General features: G+C 58.8%; 12 protein-coding genes. 9 read left to right on the plus strand and 3 right to left on the minus strand.

What is annotated here, in order from left to right; genetic code table 11:
- Positions 1-198 precede the first annotated feature (198 nt).
- The 5 genes from ACQZ60_RS21000 to ACQZ60_RS21020 all read left to right on the plus strand — a co-directional run bounded on the left by ACQZ60_RS21000 (position 199) and on the right by ACQZ60_RS21020 (position 7,951).
- Complete coding sequence (locus tag ACQZ60_RS21000; RefSeq protein ID WP_065657018.1) at positions 199-1,149, plus strand: phosphoribosylaminoimidazolesuccinocarboxamide synthase; 951 nt, start codon at positions 199-201, stop codon at positions 1,147-1,149.
- A gap of 2 nt (positions 1,150-1,151) precedes the next feature.
- Positions 1,152-1,811 carry a TetR/AcrR family transcriptional regulator gene (locus ACQZ60_RS21005; protein WP_448736068.1) on the plus strand — a complete coding sequence of 220 codons (660 nt, stop codon included), beginning with the start codon at positions 1,152-1,154 and terminating at the stop codon, positions 1,809-1,811.
- Between the two features lie 199 nt (positions 1,812-2,010).
- Positions 2,011-3,213: an efflux RND transporter periplasmic adaptor subunit gene (locus ACQZ60_RS21010; protein WP_059760011.1), complete on the plus strand. Its 1,203-nt coding sequence runs from the start codon at positions 2,011-2,013 to the stop codon at positions 3,211-3,213.
- Between the two features lie 53 nt (positions 3,214-3,266).
- Entirely contained in the window at positions 3,267-6,356 is a 3,090-nt protein-coding gene (locus ACQZ60_RS21015; protein ID WP_448736069.1) for an efflux RND transporter permease subunit, read from the plus strand.
- Between the two features lie 149 nt (positions 6,357-6,505).
- Complete coding sequence (locus ACQZ60_RS21020; protein WP_059760009.1) at positions 6,506-7,951, plus strand: efflux transporter outer membrane subunit; 1,446 nt, start codon at positions 6,506-6,508, stop codon at positions 7,949-7,951.
- Between the two features lie 112 nt (positions 7,952-8,063).
- Here ACQZ60_RS21020 and efp read toward each other — a convergent pair whose 3' ends face one another.
- A complete protein-coding gene (gene efp, locus ACQZ60_RS21025; RefSeq protein ID WP_003521324.1) occupies positions 8,064-8,633 on the minus strand; it encodes an elongation factor P in 570 nt (189 codons plus the stop codon).
- A gap of 251 nt (positions 8,634-8,884) precedes the next feature.
- Between efp and epmA the strand changes: the two genes are divergently transcribed.
- The 3 genes from epmA (at position 8,885) to ACQZ60_RS21040 (ending at position 11,580) form a co-directional block, all read left to right on the plus strand.
- Complete coding sequence (gene epmA / locus ACQZ60_RS21030; RefSeq protein WP_020813466.1) at positions 8,885-9,949, plus strand: EF-P lysine aminoacylase EpmA; 1,065 nt, start codon at positions 8,885-8,887, stop codon at positions 9,947-9,949.
- A complete protein-coding gene (locus ACQZ60_RS21035) occupies positions 9,946-11,010 on the plus strand; it encodes a lysine-2,3-aminomutase-like protein (RefSeq protein WP_020813465.1) in 1,065 nt (354 codons plus the stop codon). The genes epmA and ACQZ60_RS21035 overlap by 4 nt, the downstream gene beginning before the upstream one ends.
- Before the next feature lie 378 nt (positions 11,011-11,388).
- Positions 11,389-11,580: a hypothetical protein gene (locus ACQZ60_RS21040; RefSeq protein ID WP_003492264.1), complete on the plus strand. Its 192-nt coding sequence runs from the start codon at positions 11,389-11,391 to the stop codon at positions 11,578-11,580.
- Positions 11,581-11,886: 306 nt separating this feature from the next.
- Here ACQZ60_RS21040 and ACQZ60_RS21045 read toward each other — a convergent pair whose 3' ends face one another.
- Both ACQZ60_RS21045 and ACQZ60_RS21050 read right to left on the minus strand, forming a co-directional pair.
- Positions 11,887-12,123, minus strand: coding sequence for an Lrp/AsnC ligand binding domain-containing protein (locus ACQZ60_RS21045; RefSeq protein WP_003521320.1), 237 nt, complete (start codon positions 12,121-12,123; stop codon positions 11,887-11,889).
- Between the two features lie 103 nt (positions 12,124-12,226).
- A complete protein-coding gene (locus ACQZ60_RS21050) occupies positions 12,227-13,153 on the minus strand; it encodes a LysR family transcriptional regulator (RefSeq protein ID WP_020813464.1) in 927 nt (308 codons plus the stop codon).
- Positions 13,154-13,283: 130 nt separating this feature from the next.
- On the opposite strand from ACQZ60_RS21050, the gene ACQZ60_RS21055 reads away from it, so the two are divergent.
- Entirely contained in the window at positions 13,284-14,567 is a 1,284-nt protein-coding gene (locus ACQZ60_RS21055) for an NAD(P)/FAD-dependent oxidoreductase (protein WP_020813463.1), read from the plus strand.
- The last annotated feature ends 59 nt before the right edge of the window (positions 14,568-14,626 follow it).

Here is a 14,626-nt window from a genome sequence, read left to right on the forward strand (position 1 = left end):
TTCGTCAAAAAACTGACATTTTTATCAAACTATTGATTTTATTAGGTAGTTTCGCGTTTTTAACGGGAACCGGAGAAAAAGGCAGCCTTCATGTCGCGACTGGCCCTGTTCCAGGAAACATGCAATAGGAACGGACGAGAGTTTCAGAAGACTTGAGGCGTCTAACGCCTCTATATAAAGCCAAGAATTGGAGAGCCCGTGCGCATTCTCGATGAAGCCGTCATTTCCGAGCTGCCGAATTATTACCGTGGCAAGGTGCGGGAAAACTACGATCTGCCCGACGGCAACCGCATCATCATATCGACCGATCGTCTTAGCGCCTTTGATCGTATCCTCACCTGCATACCTTATAAGGGGCAGGTATTGACCCAGACGGCACGATACTGGTTCGAACAAACGAAGGATATTTGTCCGAACCACGTTGTGAGCTATCCCGACCCCAATGTCGTCATCGGCAAGCGGCTGGACATATTGCCGGTCGAGGTGGTGGTTCGCGGTTATCTTGCCGGCACCACCGGCACGTCCATCCTGACCCTTTATAAGAAGGGCGAGCGGCAGATGTACGGCATGAGCCTGCCGGACGGGATGAAGGATAACCAGATTCTGCCCGAGCCGGTGATCACGCCGACAAGCAAGGCCTTCGATGGCGGTCATGACGAGCCGCTGACACCGGCCGAGATCGTGGAGAAGAAACTGCTGACGCAGGAGCAATGGGACACGCTTTCCCGTTACGCGCTGGCGCTGTTCAAGCGCGGGCAGGAAATTGCCGCGAAACAGGGCCTCATTCTCGTCGACACGAAATATGAATTCGGCACAGATGAAAACGGCACCATCATCTTGGCCGACGAGATTCATACGCCCGATAGCAGCCGCTACTGGATGGCCGACAGTTATGATGAAAGCTTCCGCAACGGAACACGGCCGGCAAGCTTCGACAAGGATTTCGTGAGGGCCTGGGTCGCCGAACGCTGCGACCCTTACAAGGACGACGTTCCCGAAATTCCGCAGGACCTCGTCTTGCAGACTTCGAAGGTCTATATTGATGCTTACGAGCGCATCACCGGACAAAGCTTCGTTCCCGACGATAGTGGCGAGACGCCGCTTGCAAGAATACGCCGGAACCTGGAGCCGTTCTTCCCCGGAGTCTGACCGTGAGCAAAACGATCGAACAGGCGAGAAAGGACGACAGGAAGACTGACCGTCCTGTCAAGCGCCGGCCTCGCCGTTCCGCCGAGGAAACGCGGCGGGACATTCTCGCCAAAGCAGAAGAGCTTTTCCGGGAACGTGGTTTCAATGCGGTGGCGATTGCCGATATCGCCGCGGCGCTCGGCATGTCTCCCGCCAACGTCTTCAAGAATTTCAGCTCGAAGAACGCGCTCGTCGATGCGATCGCCTTCGAGCAGATCGGCGCATTCGAACGGGGCATCCAGCCGCTGGATAAAAGCCACGCGCCGCTTTCGAGACTGCGCCATCTCGCCCGCACCCTGATGGAACAGCACCACCGGGATCTAAACGACAATCCCTACATATTCGAAATGATCCTGATGACGGCAAAGCAGGACATGAAGTGCGGCGACTATTATAAAGCCGTCATCGCCAACCTGCTCGCTGACATTATCCGCGACGGTATCGACGCGCGAATCTACGCGCCGGCCGAGATTTCTCCCCTGGCGGAAACCGTGCTCCACGCGCTGACAAGCGTGATTCATCCCGTCCTCATTGCCCGGGAAGATATCGGCAATTTAGCAACACGTTGCGATCAACTCGTCGATTTAATCGATGCGGGATTGCGCAATCCGCTTGCTAAGTGACGATTCCCAATTTACGTCACCTTCTCGCAATTGCTTGCGAAGCGCAAAAGCCTGCGCTTCTATGCGCTTGGCGGTCCGGACAGAATGAGCGAATCGGGTCCCTTCCAAGGCCTTCGCCTGTCGTGTCTGTTTCCGGACGCGCATCCGCCGAGCGACATTGCGCTTATAGTTGAATGCGATCGATACGCAGGGAAGAACAATGAGCCGACGTATTTTACCCCTATTTGCTTCTCTGTGTGTGACCGCGCTTCTGGCGGGCTGCAGCGATGGCGGTGAGAGCAGCCAGAACGCCGCCCAGAGCGCCGAGCGTCCGCCGTCTCCGGTCAGCATTATCCTGATGAAGACCAGCGAATATCCGTTGACCACCGTTCTGCCCGGCCGCGCCAGCGCGTTCCAGACAGCGGAAATCCGCCCGCGCGTCACCGGCATCATCCGCGAAATTCCCTTCAAGGAAGGCAGCGAGGTCAAACAGGGTGATATTCTCTACCAGATCGAGGACAATACCTATCTGGCGGAAGTAGCGCAGGCCAAGGCAAACGTGGCGAAGGCGGAAGCAAGCATTCCAAGCGCCCAGGCGAACCTTGCCCGTTACGAACGCCTGGTCAACAGCGGCGCAACGCAGATCGAATATGAAAACGCCAAGGTGACGCTGCTGCAGGCGCAAGCCGATGTGGCCCAGACCAAGGCGGCGCTGGAAACGGCGGAAATCAACCTCGATCTCACCAAGGTTCGCGCTCCCTTCGACGGCATCACCAGCGCAACCGCTTTCAGCATCGGCAACGTGGTGACGGCCAACCAGACGACGGCTTTGACGACGCTGCGCCGCATCGATCCGATCTATATCGATCTGATGGAATCCAGCATCAATCTTCTGCGTCTGAAAAAGGCGATCTCGTCGGGCCAGCTCGGCGGCGACACGAAGGAGACCGGCATTCACCTGACGCTGGAAGACGGCACGGAATACAAGCATGACGGCAAGATCGACATGTCGGACATGGCCGTGAGCGAAACCACCGGCACCTTCTCCATCCGCGCCCTCTTCGAAAACCCGGACGATCTCCTGCTTCCCGGCACCTATGTTCGCGCCACGCTGACCATCGGCAAGGAAAAAGGCTTCCGCATTCCGCAGCGCGCCGCGAGCCGGAACGCCAATGGCGAACTGACAGCGAAATTCGTGACGGCGGAAAACAAGGTGGAAACCCGCACCTTCCCGTCCAGCCAGCAGTCGGGCAATGCCTGGCTGGTGACGGAAAACGTCAAGGATGGCGACAAGCTCATCGTCGACGGCTTCCAGTGGATTGCCGACGGTGCGACAGTCGCACCGGTTGAAGTGACCATCGACGATCGCGGTATCGTCGTTCTGCCGCAGCAAGCTCAGCCTGCCGCCGCCCCCTCGAAATAAGCATGAGCACGAAACCCTCGGTCGAAGCTCGTAAAAGGTAAGGCAGGACTGCCATGGCCCATTTCTTCATCCGGCGCCCCGTGTTTGCATGGGTTATCGCCATCGTCATCATGTTGGGCGGCGCCCTTGCGATCTGGACGCTTTCCATTTCGCAATATCCCGATATCGCACCGACGACGGTACGCGTCAGCGCGACCTATAATGGCGCGAGCGCCGAGACAGTCGAAAAATCGGTGACGACCATCATCGAGGACGGCATGACCGGCCTTGACGACCTCACCTATATGACATCGTCGTCCTCAACGGGCAGCGCCGAAGTGACGCTGACCTTCGGCAATACCATCCTGCCGGACATCGCGCAGGTTCAGGTGCAGAACAAGCTGCAGCTCGTCCAGTCGCAATTGCCCGATACCGTGCAACAGCAGGGTATCCAGGTCAGCCGCTCCACATCGAGCATCCTGATGGTGGGTGCGCTGATCTCGACCGACGGCAAGCGCAACTCCGCCGATCTCGGCGACGTGTTCTCCTCGCGTGTCGAAGACCAGATCAAGCGCCTCGAAGGCGTGGGCAGCATCAACGTCTTCGGTTCCGAATATGCGATGCGCATCTGGCTGGATCCGTTCAAGCTCAACAAGTACCAGCTGACCACGGCCGACGTGACCAGCGCCATCGAAAGCCAGAACACCCAGGTTTCGGTCGGTTCGCTTGGCGCGGTGCCCGCCGTCAAGGGTCAGCAGCTCAACGTGACGGTGACGGCGCAGAGCCAGCTCACCACCGTCGCCGATTTCGAATCGGTCATCCTGAAAGTCGAAAAGGACGGCGCAACCGTTCGCCTGAGCGACGTGGCCCGCATTGAAATCGGCCAGGAAACATATGGCGGCGATTCCCGTTCGAACGGCCGTCCTTCGGCCGGTTTCGCGGTCAACCTTGCCACGGGTGCCAACGCACTCGATACGGCAGCGCGCGTAAAGTCGGCGCTTTCCGCTGTCGAAGGTTCGCTGCCCGAGGGGGTTTCGATCGAATATCCCTATGACACGACACCCTTCGTGAAGCTGTCGATCGAGAAAGTGGTACACACGCTGATCGAGGCGATCATCCTCGTTTTCGTCGTGCTGCTGGTGTTCCTGCAAAACCTGCGGGCCACCTTCATTCCGATGATCGCGGTTCCCGTCGTGCTTCTCGGCACGTTCGGCGTCCTTGCGCTGACAGGATATTCCATCAACACGCTCACCATGTTCGCCATGGTTCTGGCCATCGGCCTTCTCGTTGACGACGCCATCGTCGTCGTCGAAAACGTCGAACGAATCATGTCGGAAGAAGGCCTATCGCCGGTAGAGGCGACCGAAAAATCGATGGGCGAGATCACCGGTGCGATCATCGGCATCGCGCTCGTGCTCACCGCCGTGTTCATTCCGATGGCCTTCTTCGGTGGATCGACGGGCATCATCTACCGTCAGTTCTCGGTCACCATCGTTTCGGCCATGCTGCTTTCGGCGGTGGTCGCCATCGTTCTGACGCCGGCGCTCTGCGCCACGATGCTGAAGCCGATCGACCATCACAAGAAGCAGCGCGGACCGGGCGCGTGGTTCAACCGCGGCTTCGGCAAGACGACGGATGGTTACGTCTCCTCCATTGGCTACCTGCTGAAGCGGCCCCTGCGCGTGATGATTATTTTCGCGATCGTGATCGGCGGCTGCGCCTGGTTCTTCAGCAAGCTGCCCAGTTCGTTCCTGCCACAGGAAGACCAGGGCGTGCTGCTGACGATCATCCAGACGCCGACCGGTTCGAATATCGAACGGACCAACGAGGTGGTGAAGCAGGTCGAAAGCTACTTCCGTGAAAAGGAAGCCGCCAATGTCGAATCGGTTTTCGGCGTTCTCGGCTTCAGCTTCAGCGGTTCGGGCCAGAACAACGCCATCGTCTTCACCAAGCTCAAGGATTTCGCCGAGAGAACGGCCCCCGACCAACACGCCGGCGCCATCGTGCAGCGTGCGATGGGCACCTTCTTCGGTTTCCGCGATGCTCAGGTGTTCCCGCTTCTGCCGCCGGCAATTCAGGGCATGGGCACATCGAGCGGTTTCTCGATGTATCTCGTGGATAGCGGCCGCAACGGCACCGAGGCACTGACCGCCACGTCCAAGGAGCTGATCGCGCTGGCGACCAGCAATCCGAAGGTCAGCTCGCTCAGAAGCGACAGCCAGGACAATGAAACGCAGATGAAGATCATTCTCGATCAGGAAAAGATGGGCGCCATGGGCGTCGATCTATCCTCCGTGAACCTCATGCTGTCGACGATCTTTGCCGGCCGAGATGTCAACGACTTCACGCTGAACGGCGAGCTCAAGCCCGTTTATGTTCAGGGTGATGCGCCCTACCGCATGCAGCCGGACGATCTCAAGTTCTGGTATGCCCGCAATACCAGCGGCGAGATGGTACCTTTCTCCTCCTTCAGCGAGGTGAAGTGGATCAATGCTCCGCCGTCTCTCGCCCGCTTCAACGGCACGGGCGCGATCTCGCTCGAAGGCACCGCCGGTGCGGGCGTTGCATCCGGTGACGCCATGGACGAGATGGAGCGGCTGACGGCAAGCCTGCCGGGCGGCTACACGGTGGCATGGCAGGGCATTTCCTATCAGGAACGCCTTTCCGGCTCGCAGGCTCCGATGCTTTATGCGCTGTCGGTTCTGATCGTGTTCCTTTGCCTTGCCGCCCTTTATGAAAGCTGGTCGATCCCCTTCTCGGTCATCATGGCCGTGCCGGTGGGCGTCCTCGGTGCATTGACCGCGGCGCATTTCTTCGGCCAGTCGAACGACGTCTACTTCAAGGTGGGCCTGCTGACGACCATCGGCCTTGCAGCGAAAAACGCGATCCTGATCGTCGAATTCGCCAAGGAAAGACAGGAGCACGGACTAAGCCTGATGGACGCGACACTGGAAGCGGCAAAGCTGCGCCTGCGTCCGATCATCATGACGTCGCTGGCCTTCATCCTGGGTGTCGTGCCTCTCGCAATCGCAACCGGAGCGGGTTCCGCCGCACAAAATGCAATCGGTATCGGGGTGCTGGGTGGTATGCTTTCTGCAACACTGCTCGGAATTTTCTTCGTTCCGTCCTTTTTCGTCATCATTCGTCGCCTTTCAAGGCGTTAACAAAACAAAAATGGGCTGTGCCAACCGTTAATACGCTGCTAGAAATGTTGCCGATTTGGCAAATGCACGTTTCTACGGCATATCGACCGCGCAGCCCATTTGTCAGCAAGCCGCGCTCGGTAAGCCAACCAGAGAATTGGGAAAATTACATGCTGTCTATTCGCGCTACTCTTCCCCTGACAATGCTGCTGCTCTCAGGCTGTGTTGTCGGGCCCGACCACAAGACGCCGGAAATTCAATTGCCGGGAAAGTTTGCGGAAGCCGGAAAAACCAGTAATGGCGACATCAGCAGCGTTGCGTGGTGGACAGCCTTTAACGATAGCCGCCTCAACGGTTACGTTTCCACTGGCCTCAGCCAGAACCTGACCGTGATGCAGGCGATCGAGCGCATCAATCAGGCGGAAGCCCAGGTTATCTCGGCCGGCGCAGGCGGTCTGCCGAGCCTGACGGCTAACGGCAGCCACACGACCAGCGAGACCAAGGGCAGCTACCGTGATGTTCCCGTCACCAACGTGTCCTCAGGCAGTCTCAGCGTCTCCTGGCTGCTTGACCTCTTCGGCCGCTATCGCCGCGCCACGGAAAGCGCCAATGCATCGCTCGATGCCGCTTACTCCACCGTCGATGTTCAGCGCCTGACGCTGATTTCCTCGGTCGCCGCAGCCTATATCGATGTGCGTTATTATCAGGAACGCCTGGCGATTGCCCGTCAGAACCTGGCTTCCCGCCGCGAAACGCTGGACCTGACCAAGCTGCAGCTTGAAGCGGGTGCGGCCTCCCGCCTCGATGTCGTCCAGTCCGAAGGTCTGGTGAACTCCACGCTGTCCGACATTCCGGGCCTCGAAACCAACTTCCGCAAGGCGGCGCATCGCATCGCCACGCTTCTCGGCCTGCCGGCCTCATCTCTGATTTCCGAATTGCAGAAGGGCGCACGCCAGCCGGTTGCCCGCAGCATTCCGCGCACCGGCATTCCGGCCGATCTCATCCGCAACCGTCCGGACATTCGTGTCGCCGAACGCAATCTCGCCGCCGCAGTTGCCTCAATCGGTGTCGCGGAAGCGCAGCTTTATCCCAGCATCGAGCTCGGCGGCTCGATCACACCAAGCTACAATTTCCTGAGCGGTGGCGGCAGGGGAACGGCCAATAGCTGGTCCTTCGGTCCGAGCCTCGTTCTGCCGATTCTCGATGGCGGCAGCATCCGCGCCAATATCGATCTGGCCAATTCCCAGGCGCGTGAAGAATATCTCGTCTGGAAGCAGACGGTGCTGACCGCTGTGGAAGAAGTCGAAAACGCTCTGGCCGCCGTCACGCGCGATCAGCGCACGGCCGATGCATTGCGCAAGACCGTGGCATCCTATCAGGAAGCGTTGCAGCTTTCGACGGCCAGCTACCGCGACGGCGCCTCATCGCTGCTCGACGTTCTCGATGCGCAGCGCCAGGTATCCACTGCACAGGCAAGCCTTGCACAGGCTGTACAGCAGACCGCGCAGGACTACGTCTCGCTGAACGTGGCGCTCGGCGGCGGTTACGCCGTTGGCCAGACCACGGCTCCGAAGAAGGCGCCCGGCCCGACCCGGACCGCGGCAAAGGCCATGTAAGATACGCCGCAAGGCAAAGAAAAAGCCCGCGTCTCGACGCGGGCTTTTTTATTGTTCATGACACAAAAAAAGCACCGGTCTCCCGGTGCTTTTGTCTAACCGGCCGTCAGGCTCAGTTCTTGGCGCGCTCGACGTAGGAATTGTCTTCCGTCGCGATGACCACGCGGATACCGGCATCGATATGCGGCGGCACCATGGTGCGGATACCGTTGGAAAGAATAGCCGGCTTGTAGGAAGAAGACGCCGTCTGGCCCTTAACGACCGGTTCAGTTTCGGTGATTTCCAGCGTGACGTGGCGCGGCAGTTCGACGGCCAGCGGATTGCCTTCATGAATGGAAAGAATGCAGGTCATGCCTTCCTGCAGATAGGCCTTCTGATCGCCCATCGTCTCAGTGTCGACCACAACCTGGTCATAGTTCTCGGGGTTCATGAAGTGGAAGCCTTCGCCATCTTCATAAAGGAACTGGAAGTTCAGGTCTTCAACGAAAGCGCGCTCGACCTGCTCGGTGGTGCGCCAGCGCTCGGAGACCTTCACGCCGTCTACGATGCGGCGCATGTCCACCTGCGTGACCGGCGTGCCCTTGCCGGGGTGAAAGTTCTGCGCGGTAAGAACGACGTAAAGCTTGCCGTCCACGTCGAGAACATTGCCCTTGCGGACGGATGAGGCGATAACCTTGACCATATGACTTCCTTGTAACTCGATGAAATGCGTCGTAAAGGACTGCGCGGCAGCACCGGCCCCGGCAGACGTTTTGTCTTTTTTCTGGGGCGCAACTACCTTAAATCCGCACGAATTGCCAGCCTTCTACAGCAATTCGCGGAAGAGTGCCTAGCGGTTTTCCGCCCGGAATAGCTTTAAATGACGCGATCAGGCGTTTTGTGGGCCGTTTATCCGCAATTGGGCGCCGCAGAGAAGACGGAAAAGAACAGAGAATGCGCGCAAGCAACGAGACAATGTCGCCATGGTGGACGCCGGACGTCCACGCCGACCGCCGCGCATTTCTCATTGGGCGCAATGCGATCCAGTCGGCTTTTCGCGGCTATTTCGCCAGCGCCGATTTTCTTGAGGTCGACACTGCTGCGTTGCAGATTTCCCCCGGCAACGAAGCGCATCTGCATGCTTTCGCCACACAGGGCCTGACGCCGGCCGGCGACGCCGTGCCGCTTTATCTCCACACCTCGCCTGAATTCGCCTGCAAGAAGCTGCTCGCTGCCGGTGAAAAACGCATCACCTGTTTTGCCCATGTTTACAGAAACCGGGAACGAGGCCCCTTGCATCATCCGGAATTCACCATGCTGGAATGGTACCGGGTCGGCGAAACCTATGAGAGCCTGATGAAGGACAGCGCCAATCTTCTGGCGCTGGCAGCCGAAACCACAAAGACGAAGAATTTCACCTATCGCGGCCGCAACGTTGATCCCTTCCTCGAACCGGAGCGGGTAAGCGTCGCCGAAGCCTTCGAGCGATATGCGGGCGTCGACCTGCTGGCCACCATCAGCCGAAACGGCGAAACCGACGCTCGCCATCTTGCGGCGAACCTCACCGATGCCGGCATCCGCGTGGCCGGTGACGATACCTGGGCGGATATGTTCAGCCGCGTCATCGTGGAGCGGGTGGAGCCGGAACTGGGTTTCGGCAGGGCGACCATTCTCGATGAATATCCGACCTGTGAAGCGGCCCTTGCCCGCAAGTCACCCAAGGATGCGCGGGTGGCGGAGCGTTTCGAGCTATATGCCTGCGGCGTTGAACTCGCCAATGCCTTCGGCGAATTGACCGACGCCGCCGAGCAGAGGCGGCGTTTCGAAATGGAAATGGCCGAGAAGCAGCGGGTTTACGGCGAAACCTATCCGCTGGACGAGGATTTTCTGGCCGCGCTGGCAATCATGCCGCCGGCAAGCGGCATAGCGCTCGGTTTCGACCGGCTGGTGATGCTGGCAACCGGCGCGCCCCGTATCGATCTCGTCATGTGGGCCCCAGTCGCGGAATATCGACGATGACAGGGCTTGAGACCATCAAGACAGCCGAAGCACTTCTCGAAGCGGGGCTTATCGAAGCCGAAGCGCTCGAGACGCTGCGCACGGTGACGCAACGTTACGCGCTCGCCATCACGCCATCGATTGCCGGGCTGATCGACAGCCGCGACCCGCAGGATCCCATCGCCCGACAATTCGTTCCTGATCCGGCCGAACTCGTTCATCTTCCTGAAGAACGGGACGATCCGATTGGCGACGACGCGCACAGCCCCGTCCACGGCATCGTCCATCGTTATCCCGATCGGGTGCTTTTGAAGGCAGTGCATGTCTGCCCCGTCTATTGTCGCTTCTGTTTCCGCCGGGAGATGGTCGGACCGCAGGGCAACGGCATGATGAGCCCGGCGGAACTTGACGCCGCATTCGGCTATATAAATGCCAATCCCGCCATCTGGGAGGTCATCCTGACCGGTGGCGATCCGCTGGTGCTTTCCCCGCGGCGCTTGTCCGACCTGATGACGCGCCTGAGAGACATACCGCATGTCAAGATCGTCCGCTTCCATACCCGCGTGCCGGTGGTCGATCCCGACCGTATAGACGCGGCGCTGATCGATGCGCTGAAGGCCAGTGGCAAAACCACCTATGTGGCCCTGCACGCGAATCATTCCCGAGAACTCAGCGAAGCCGCAAGACAGGCTTCGGCACGCCTGATCGACGCCGGCATCGCCATGGTCAGCCAGACGGTCCTTTTGAAAGGTGTCAATGACGACCCGGCGGTTCTTGCCGAGTTGATGCGCGCCTTTGTCGAGACCCGTATCAAGCCTTATTACCTGCATCATCCCGATCTTGCGCCCGGCACCAGCCATTTCCGGCTGACGATAGAAGAGGGGCAGCGAATCGTTTCCGCTTTGCGGGGGCATGTCTCCGGCCTTTGCCAGCCGACCTATGTTCTCGACATTCCCGGCGGCCACGGCAAGGCGGCAATTGGCAGAAATGCGGCCGAAAAAACCCGCGATGGCTGTTATTCCGTCTCCGACTTCAACGGAAACGATCATATTTACCCACCGCCAGCCACCGGCAGCGATTAAAAAATACATAAAAAGCCTGCTACACCGGGCTTTTCGCGGCGGCAGCCAACGAAAACAAAAATTTCACATTTCCGCCCCTCTCCTGTCATCATAAAGAAAAATATTCTACCTATAACAATCAGCATTGATTTTAGTGCTGGTCTGGATTATCAGTGTGGAACTGGAGAACGAGTCTCCTGATTCCGGGCCAACACCAATACAGGGAGTGTGTCATGTCAAAACATATCAACATCAACGCAATCCTTGGTTTTGAGTCCTGGAACGCTGGATTTAAATCCACGTGTTCCCGCTGCTGTCGAATGTGACTTAACGGTCTCAATTTCCTGAAAATCAGTTCGACAACATGCTGTGTGAAGTAGCCACAGCGGGAGTATATCTATGCAGAAGCAAGTTATTGAATTCGCTGGCGAGCCCGTCGGCATCGTCATCCCGGATAATGACCGGTTGAAGTTCATCGCGGTGAAGTTTCACGTTCACGACCTGGACGAACAGAAGTTCGACAGCGCCGACGACGTGCGGATTGCGATCCGCGATCTCGTGCGCAACCGGAATCTGGCCGCGGTCGCCTGATGCGGGAAAACTTTCGCCCGCTCACAGAACCGTCAAAACCAGAGCGCGCCAAATATCGGACCCCGAACAGCGGCCCGATGGCGCGCTCTTCTCTTGCATGTCTTGTGCGATAATCCGGCTGCCTGCATCGCGCCGGCCGTAGATCGCCAAATCGCTCTGAAGAATAGAGCACGGAAGCGCCCCACCCGCTTCCCATCGTCAGACAGAAAACATTCCAGCAGAATCAAAGTGGCGTATGGCGCCCTGCAAAATGGCACTCGTCGGGCTTTACCCCGCCGCCATGCATATATCGTCAGATAGGCTGCATCAAAACGCGGTGAAGGTCAGCGTCGTCAGCGAACGCACGATTCCCGGAATATTGACGATGTTCTGGTTGATGAACTTGCCGATATCTTCTTCCTGCGGCAGATAGATTTTCAGCAGCAGATCATATTCACCGCTGGTGGAATAAAGCTCGGAAACCAGTTCCGTCTTATAGATGGCGTCGGCGACATCATAGGTCTTGCCGGGCTCACATTGAAGCTGAACAAAAATGGGCTTCACGGACATCTCCCGTATTTGAACTTTCGGTGCATGGCTGCTCGCGCCACGCGTCATGGCGCACTATTGGCTGAGCAGCGTCCGTCTTGCAAGACCGCTCACCGGTTTACGCCGAAAACTCGCCGGCCCCGCCGTTCGCCCCGCTTGCGGCCTCGGAAACGATCCACCGCCGAAAACTCTCAAGCGGCGCATAACCGGCGCGATCCGGCATGCAGGCGAGATAATAGGCTTCTTCGCTCTCCACTTCCCCCGCAACAGCCGCGACCAGACGACCGCTTCGCAACTCCTCCTCGATCATGAAAGAAGGAATGAGCGACGCCCCGACCCCTGCACTCGCGGCCTCGGCAATCGTCGTGAACTGATCGAAAAGCATGCCATGCACATTGTCGAAACCAACGTCGTGGCTGCGAAACCATTGTTCCCAGGCATCCGGTCGGGTCGTCATGTGCAGCAACGGGACATGCAGCAGATCGTCCGGCTTTGAAAGTCCGTGTCGCGCCTTGAAGGCGGGGCTACATACCGGAATGACCTTTTCATGCATCAGGAAAACCAGCTCGGTGCCCGGCCAATGCGGCAATCCGAAATGGATCGCCGCATCGACTGTATCGGTGCGGAAATCGAACAACGATGACCGCGTCAGAAGATTGACCGAAACGCCGGGGTGCCTGGCGATGAAATCGGGAAGGCGCGGCACGAGCCAGCGCGTGCCGAAGCTCGGCAGAACGCCGAGGTTGAGCGTGCCGCCATCCGGATTGGCGCGCAGGTTGAGCGAGGCCGTCGATATGCGCCGCAAGGCCTCGCGGATTTCCCGCGCATAGCCCTCCCCCGCCCTTGTCAGTCGGATCGTCTGCCGCTCGCGCAGGAACAGCGCCACGCCGAGCTGCTCTTCGAGCGCCAGTATTTGACGGCTGACCGCACCCTGCGTCAGCCCCAGTTCCCTCGCAGCGGCGGTGACGCTGCCCGTCCGGGAAGCGGCTTCGAAAGCCGCCAGCAGCGACAGCGACGGCAGAAAACGGCGTGGCGGCAGGGCCATATTCCCTCACGGAATGAACTCTTGACGATATGTCGATATTCAACAAGAAATACCGCTTGTAAAGTCTTATAAACAAGGGCTTGTCACTCATACGAAGAACAAATGAACTGGCCCGGAACATGGTGGAACGATGTATAATGACCCCCGCTCGCACGGCCTCTGGGAAAAGACCGCGCCGCAGCCGCCCGTAACGCCCGCCTTGCAGGGCGCAGCGGTTGCTGATGTCGTCGTCGTCGGAGGTGGCTTCACCGGCCAGTCCGCCGCCCTTCATCTTGCCGAACGCGGTGTGGATGTCGTTCTTCTCGAAGCAAGGGAAATCGGTTTCGGCGGCGCAGGCCGCAATGTCGGCCTCATCAATGGCGGCATGTGGGTTATGCCGAAAGAGCTGCCCGGCGTGCTGGGCGAGGTTTACGGCGAACGCCTACTCGATCTTCTGGGCAATGCCCCGCTTCTCGTGCGCGAACTGGTGGAAAAACACGCAATTCCCTGCGAGATCGAAAAAAACGGCACGCTCCATTGCGCCGTAGGAGAAAAAGGGCTCGCCGAAATCCGTGAGCGCTGCGAACAATGGGCGGAGAGAGGCGCCCCCGTCCGTATCCTCGATGCCGAAGAGACAGCGAGACGCACCGGCAGCACGGGCTATTCCGGTGCGCTTCTGGATACACGCGCCGGTACGATACAGCCGCTCGCCTATGTTCGAGGCCTTGCCGCAGCAGCCCAGAAAGCGGGCGTGTGCCTGCACACCGAAAGCCCCGTGGTAGCGACCGAACGCAGCAATGGAAAATGGGTGGTGAAGACGCCGCAAGGGTCTGTAATCGCCAACTGGATCGTTGTGGCCACTGAAGCCTATAGCACCGGCCCATGGCAGATCGTTCGCGACGAACAGGTCTACCTGCCCTATTTCAATTTCGCGACGAGACCGCTCGGCGATAACCTGCAAAAGAGCATCCTGCCTGGCCGTGAGGGCTGCTGGGATACGAAGGAGATTCTCTCATCCTTCCGCATGGACAAAGCCGGCCGGCTGGTCTTCGGCAGCGTCGGCGCCCTGCGCGGCAGCGGCACCGCCATTCATCGTGCCTGGGCGAAGCGCTCGCTGAAGCGGCTTTTTCCGCAGCTCGGGGATACGGAATTCGAATGTGAGTGGTACGGCCAGATCGGCATGACGGACAATGCCGTTCCACGGTTTCACAAATTCGCTGAAAATGTCGTCGGCTTTTCAGGCTATAACGGCCGAGGCATCGCGCCGGGCACGGCCTTCGGCAAGGTCATTGCGCAGCATATTCTCAGTGAAATTGCTGAAGCCGAATTGCCGCTGCCTATGACGGAACCGAAAGCGCAGTCTTTCCGGGCGGTGAAGGAAGCCTATTACGAGGCAGGCGCGCAGATCGCCCATTTCGCCGGCGAGCGTTTTTGATCGGACACAGAGCCGCTTCAAGGGAACGACATCATCCTTGGGCTTGTCCCAAGGATCTA

Source organism: Agrobacterium sp. 22-223-1 (genome assembly GCF_053522385.1).

Excerpts from the sequence above, each read along its gene's own strand:
- ACQZ60_RS21010 (WP_059760011.1), top strand. The coding sequence starts at position 2,011 with ATGAGCCGACGTATTTTACCCCTATTTGCTTCTCTGTGTGTGACCGCG.
- ACQZ60_RS21015 (WP_448736069.1), top strand. The coding sequence starts at position 3,267 with ATGGCCCATTTCTTCATCCGGCGCCCCGTGTTTGCATGGGTTATCGCC.
- ACQZ60_RS21020 (WP_059760009.1), top strand. The coding sequence starts at position 6,506 with ATGCTGTCTATTCGCGCTACTCTTCCCCTGACAATGCTGCTGCTCTCA.
- efp (WP_003521324.1), bottom strand. The coding sequence starts at position 8,633 with ATGGTCAAGGTTATCGCCTCATCCGTCCGCAAGGGCAATGTTCTCGAC.
- epmA (WP_020813466.1), top strand. The coding sequence starts at position 8,885 with ATGCGCGCAAGCAACGAGACAATGTCGCCATGGTGGACGCCGGACGTC.
- ACQZ60_RS21035 (WP_020813465.1), top strand. The coding sequence starts at position 9,946 with ATGACAGGGCTTGAGACCATCAAGACAGCCGAAGCACTTCTCGAAGCG.
- ACQZ60_RS21040 (WP_003492264.1), top strand. The coding sequence starts at position 11,389 with ATGCAGAAGCAAGTTATTGAATTCGCTGGCGAGCCCGTCGGCATCGTC.
- ACQZ60_RS21050 (WP_020813464.1), bottom strand. The coding sequence starts at position 13,153 with ATGGCCCTGCCGCCACGCCGTTTTCTGCCGTCGCTGTCGCTGCTGGCG.
- ACQZ60_RS21055 (WP_020813463.1), top strand. The coding sequence starts at position 13,284 with ATGTATAATGACCCCCGCTCGCACGGCCTCTGGGAAAAGACCGCGCCG.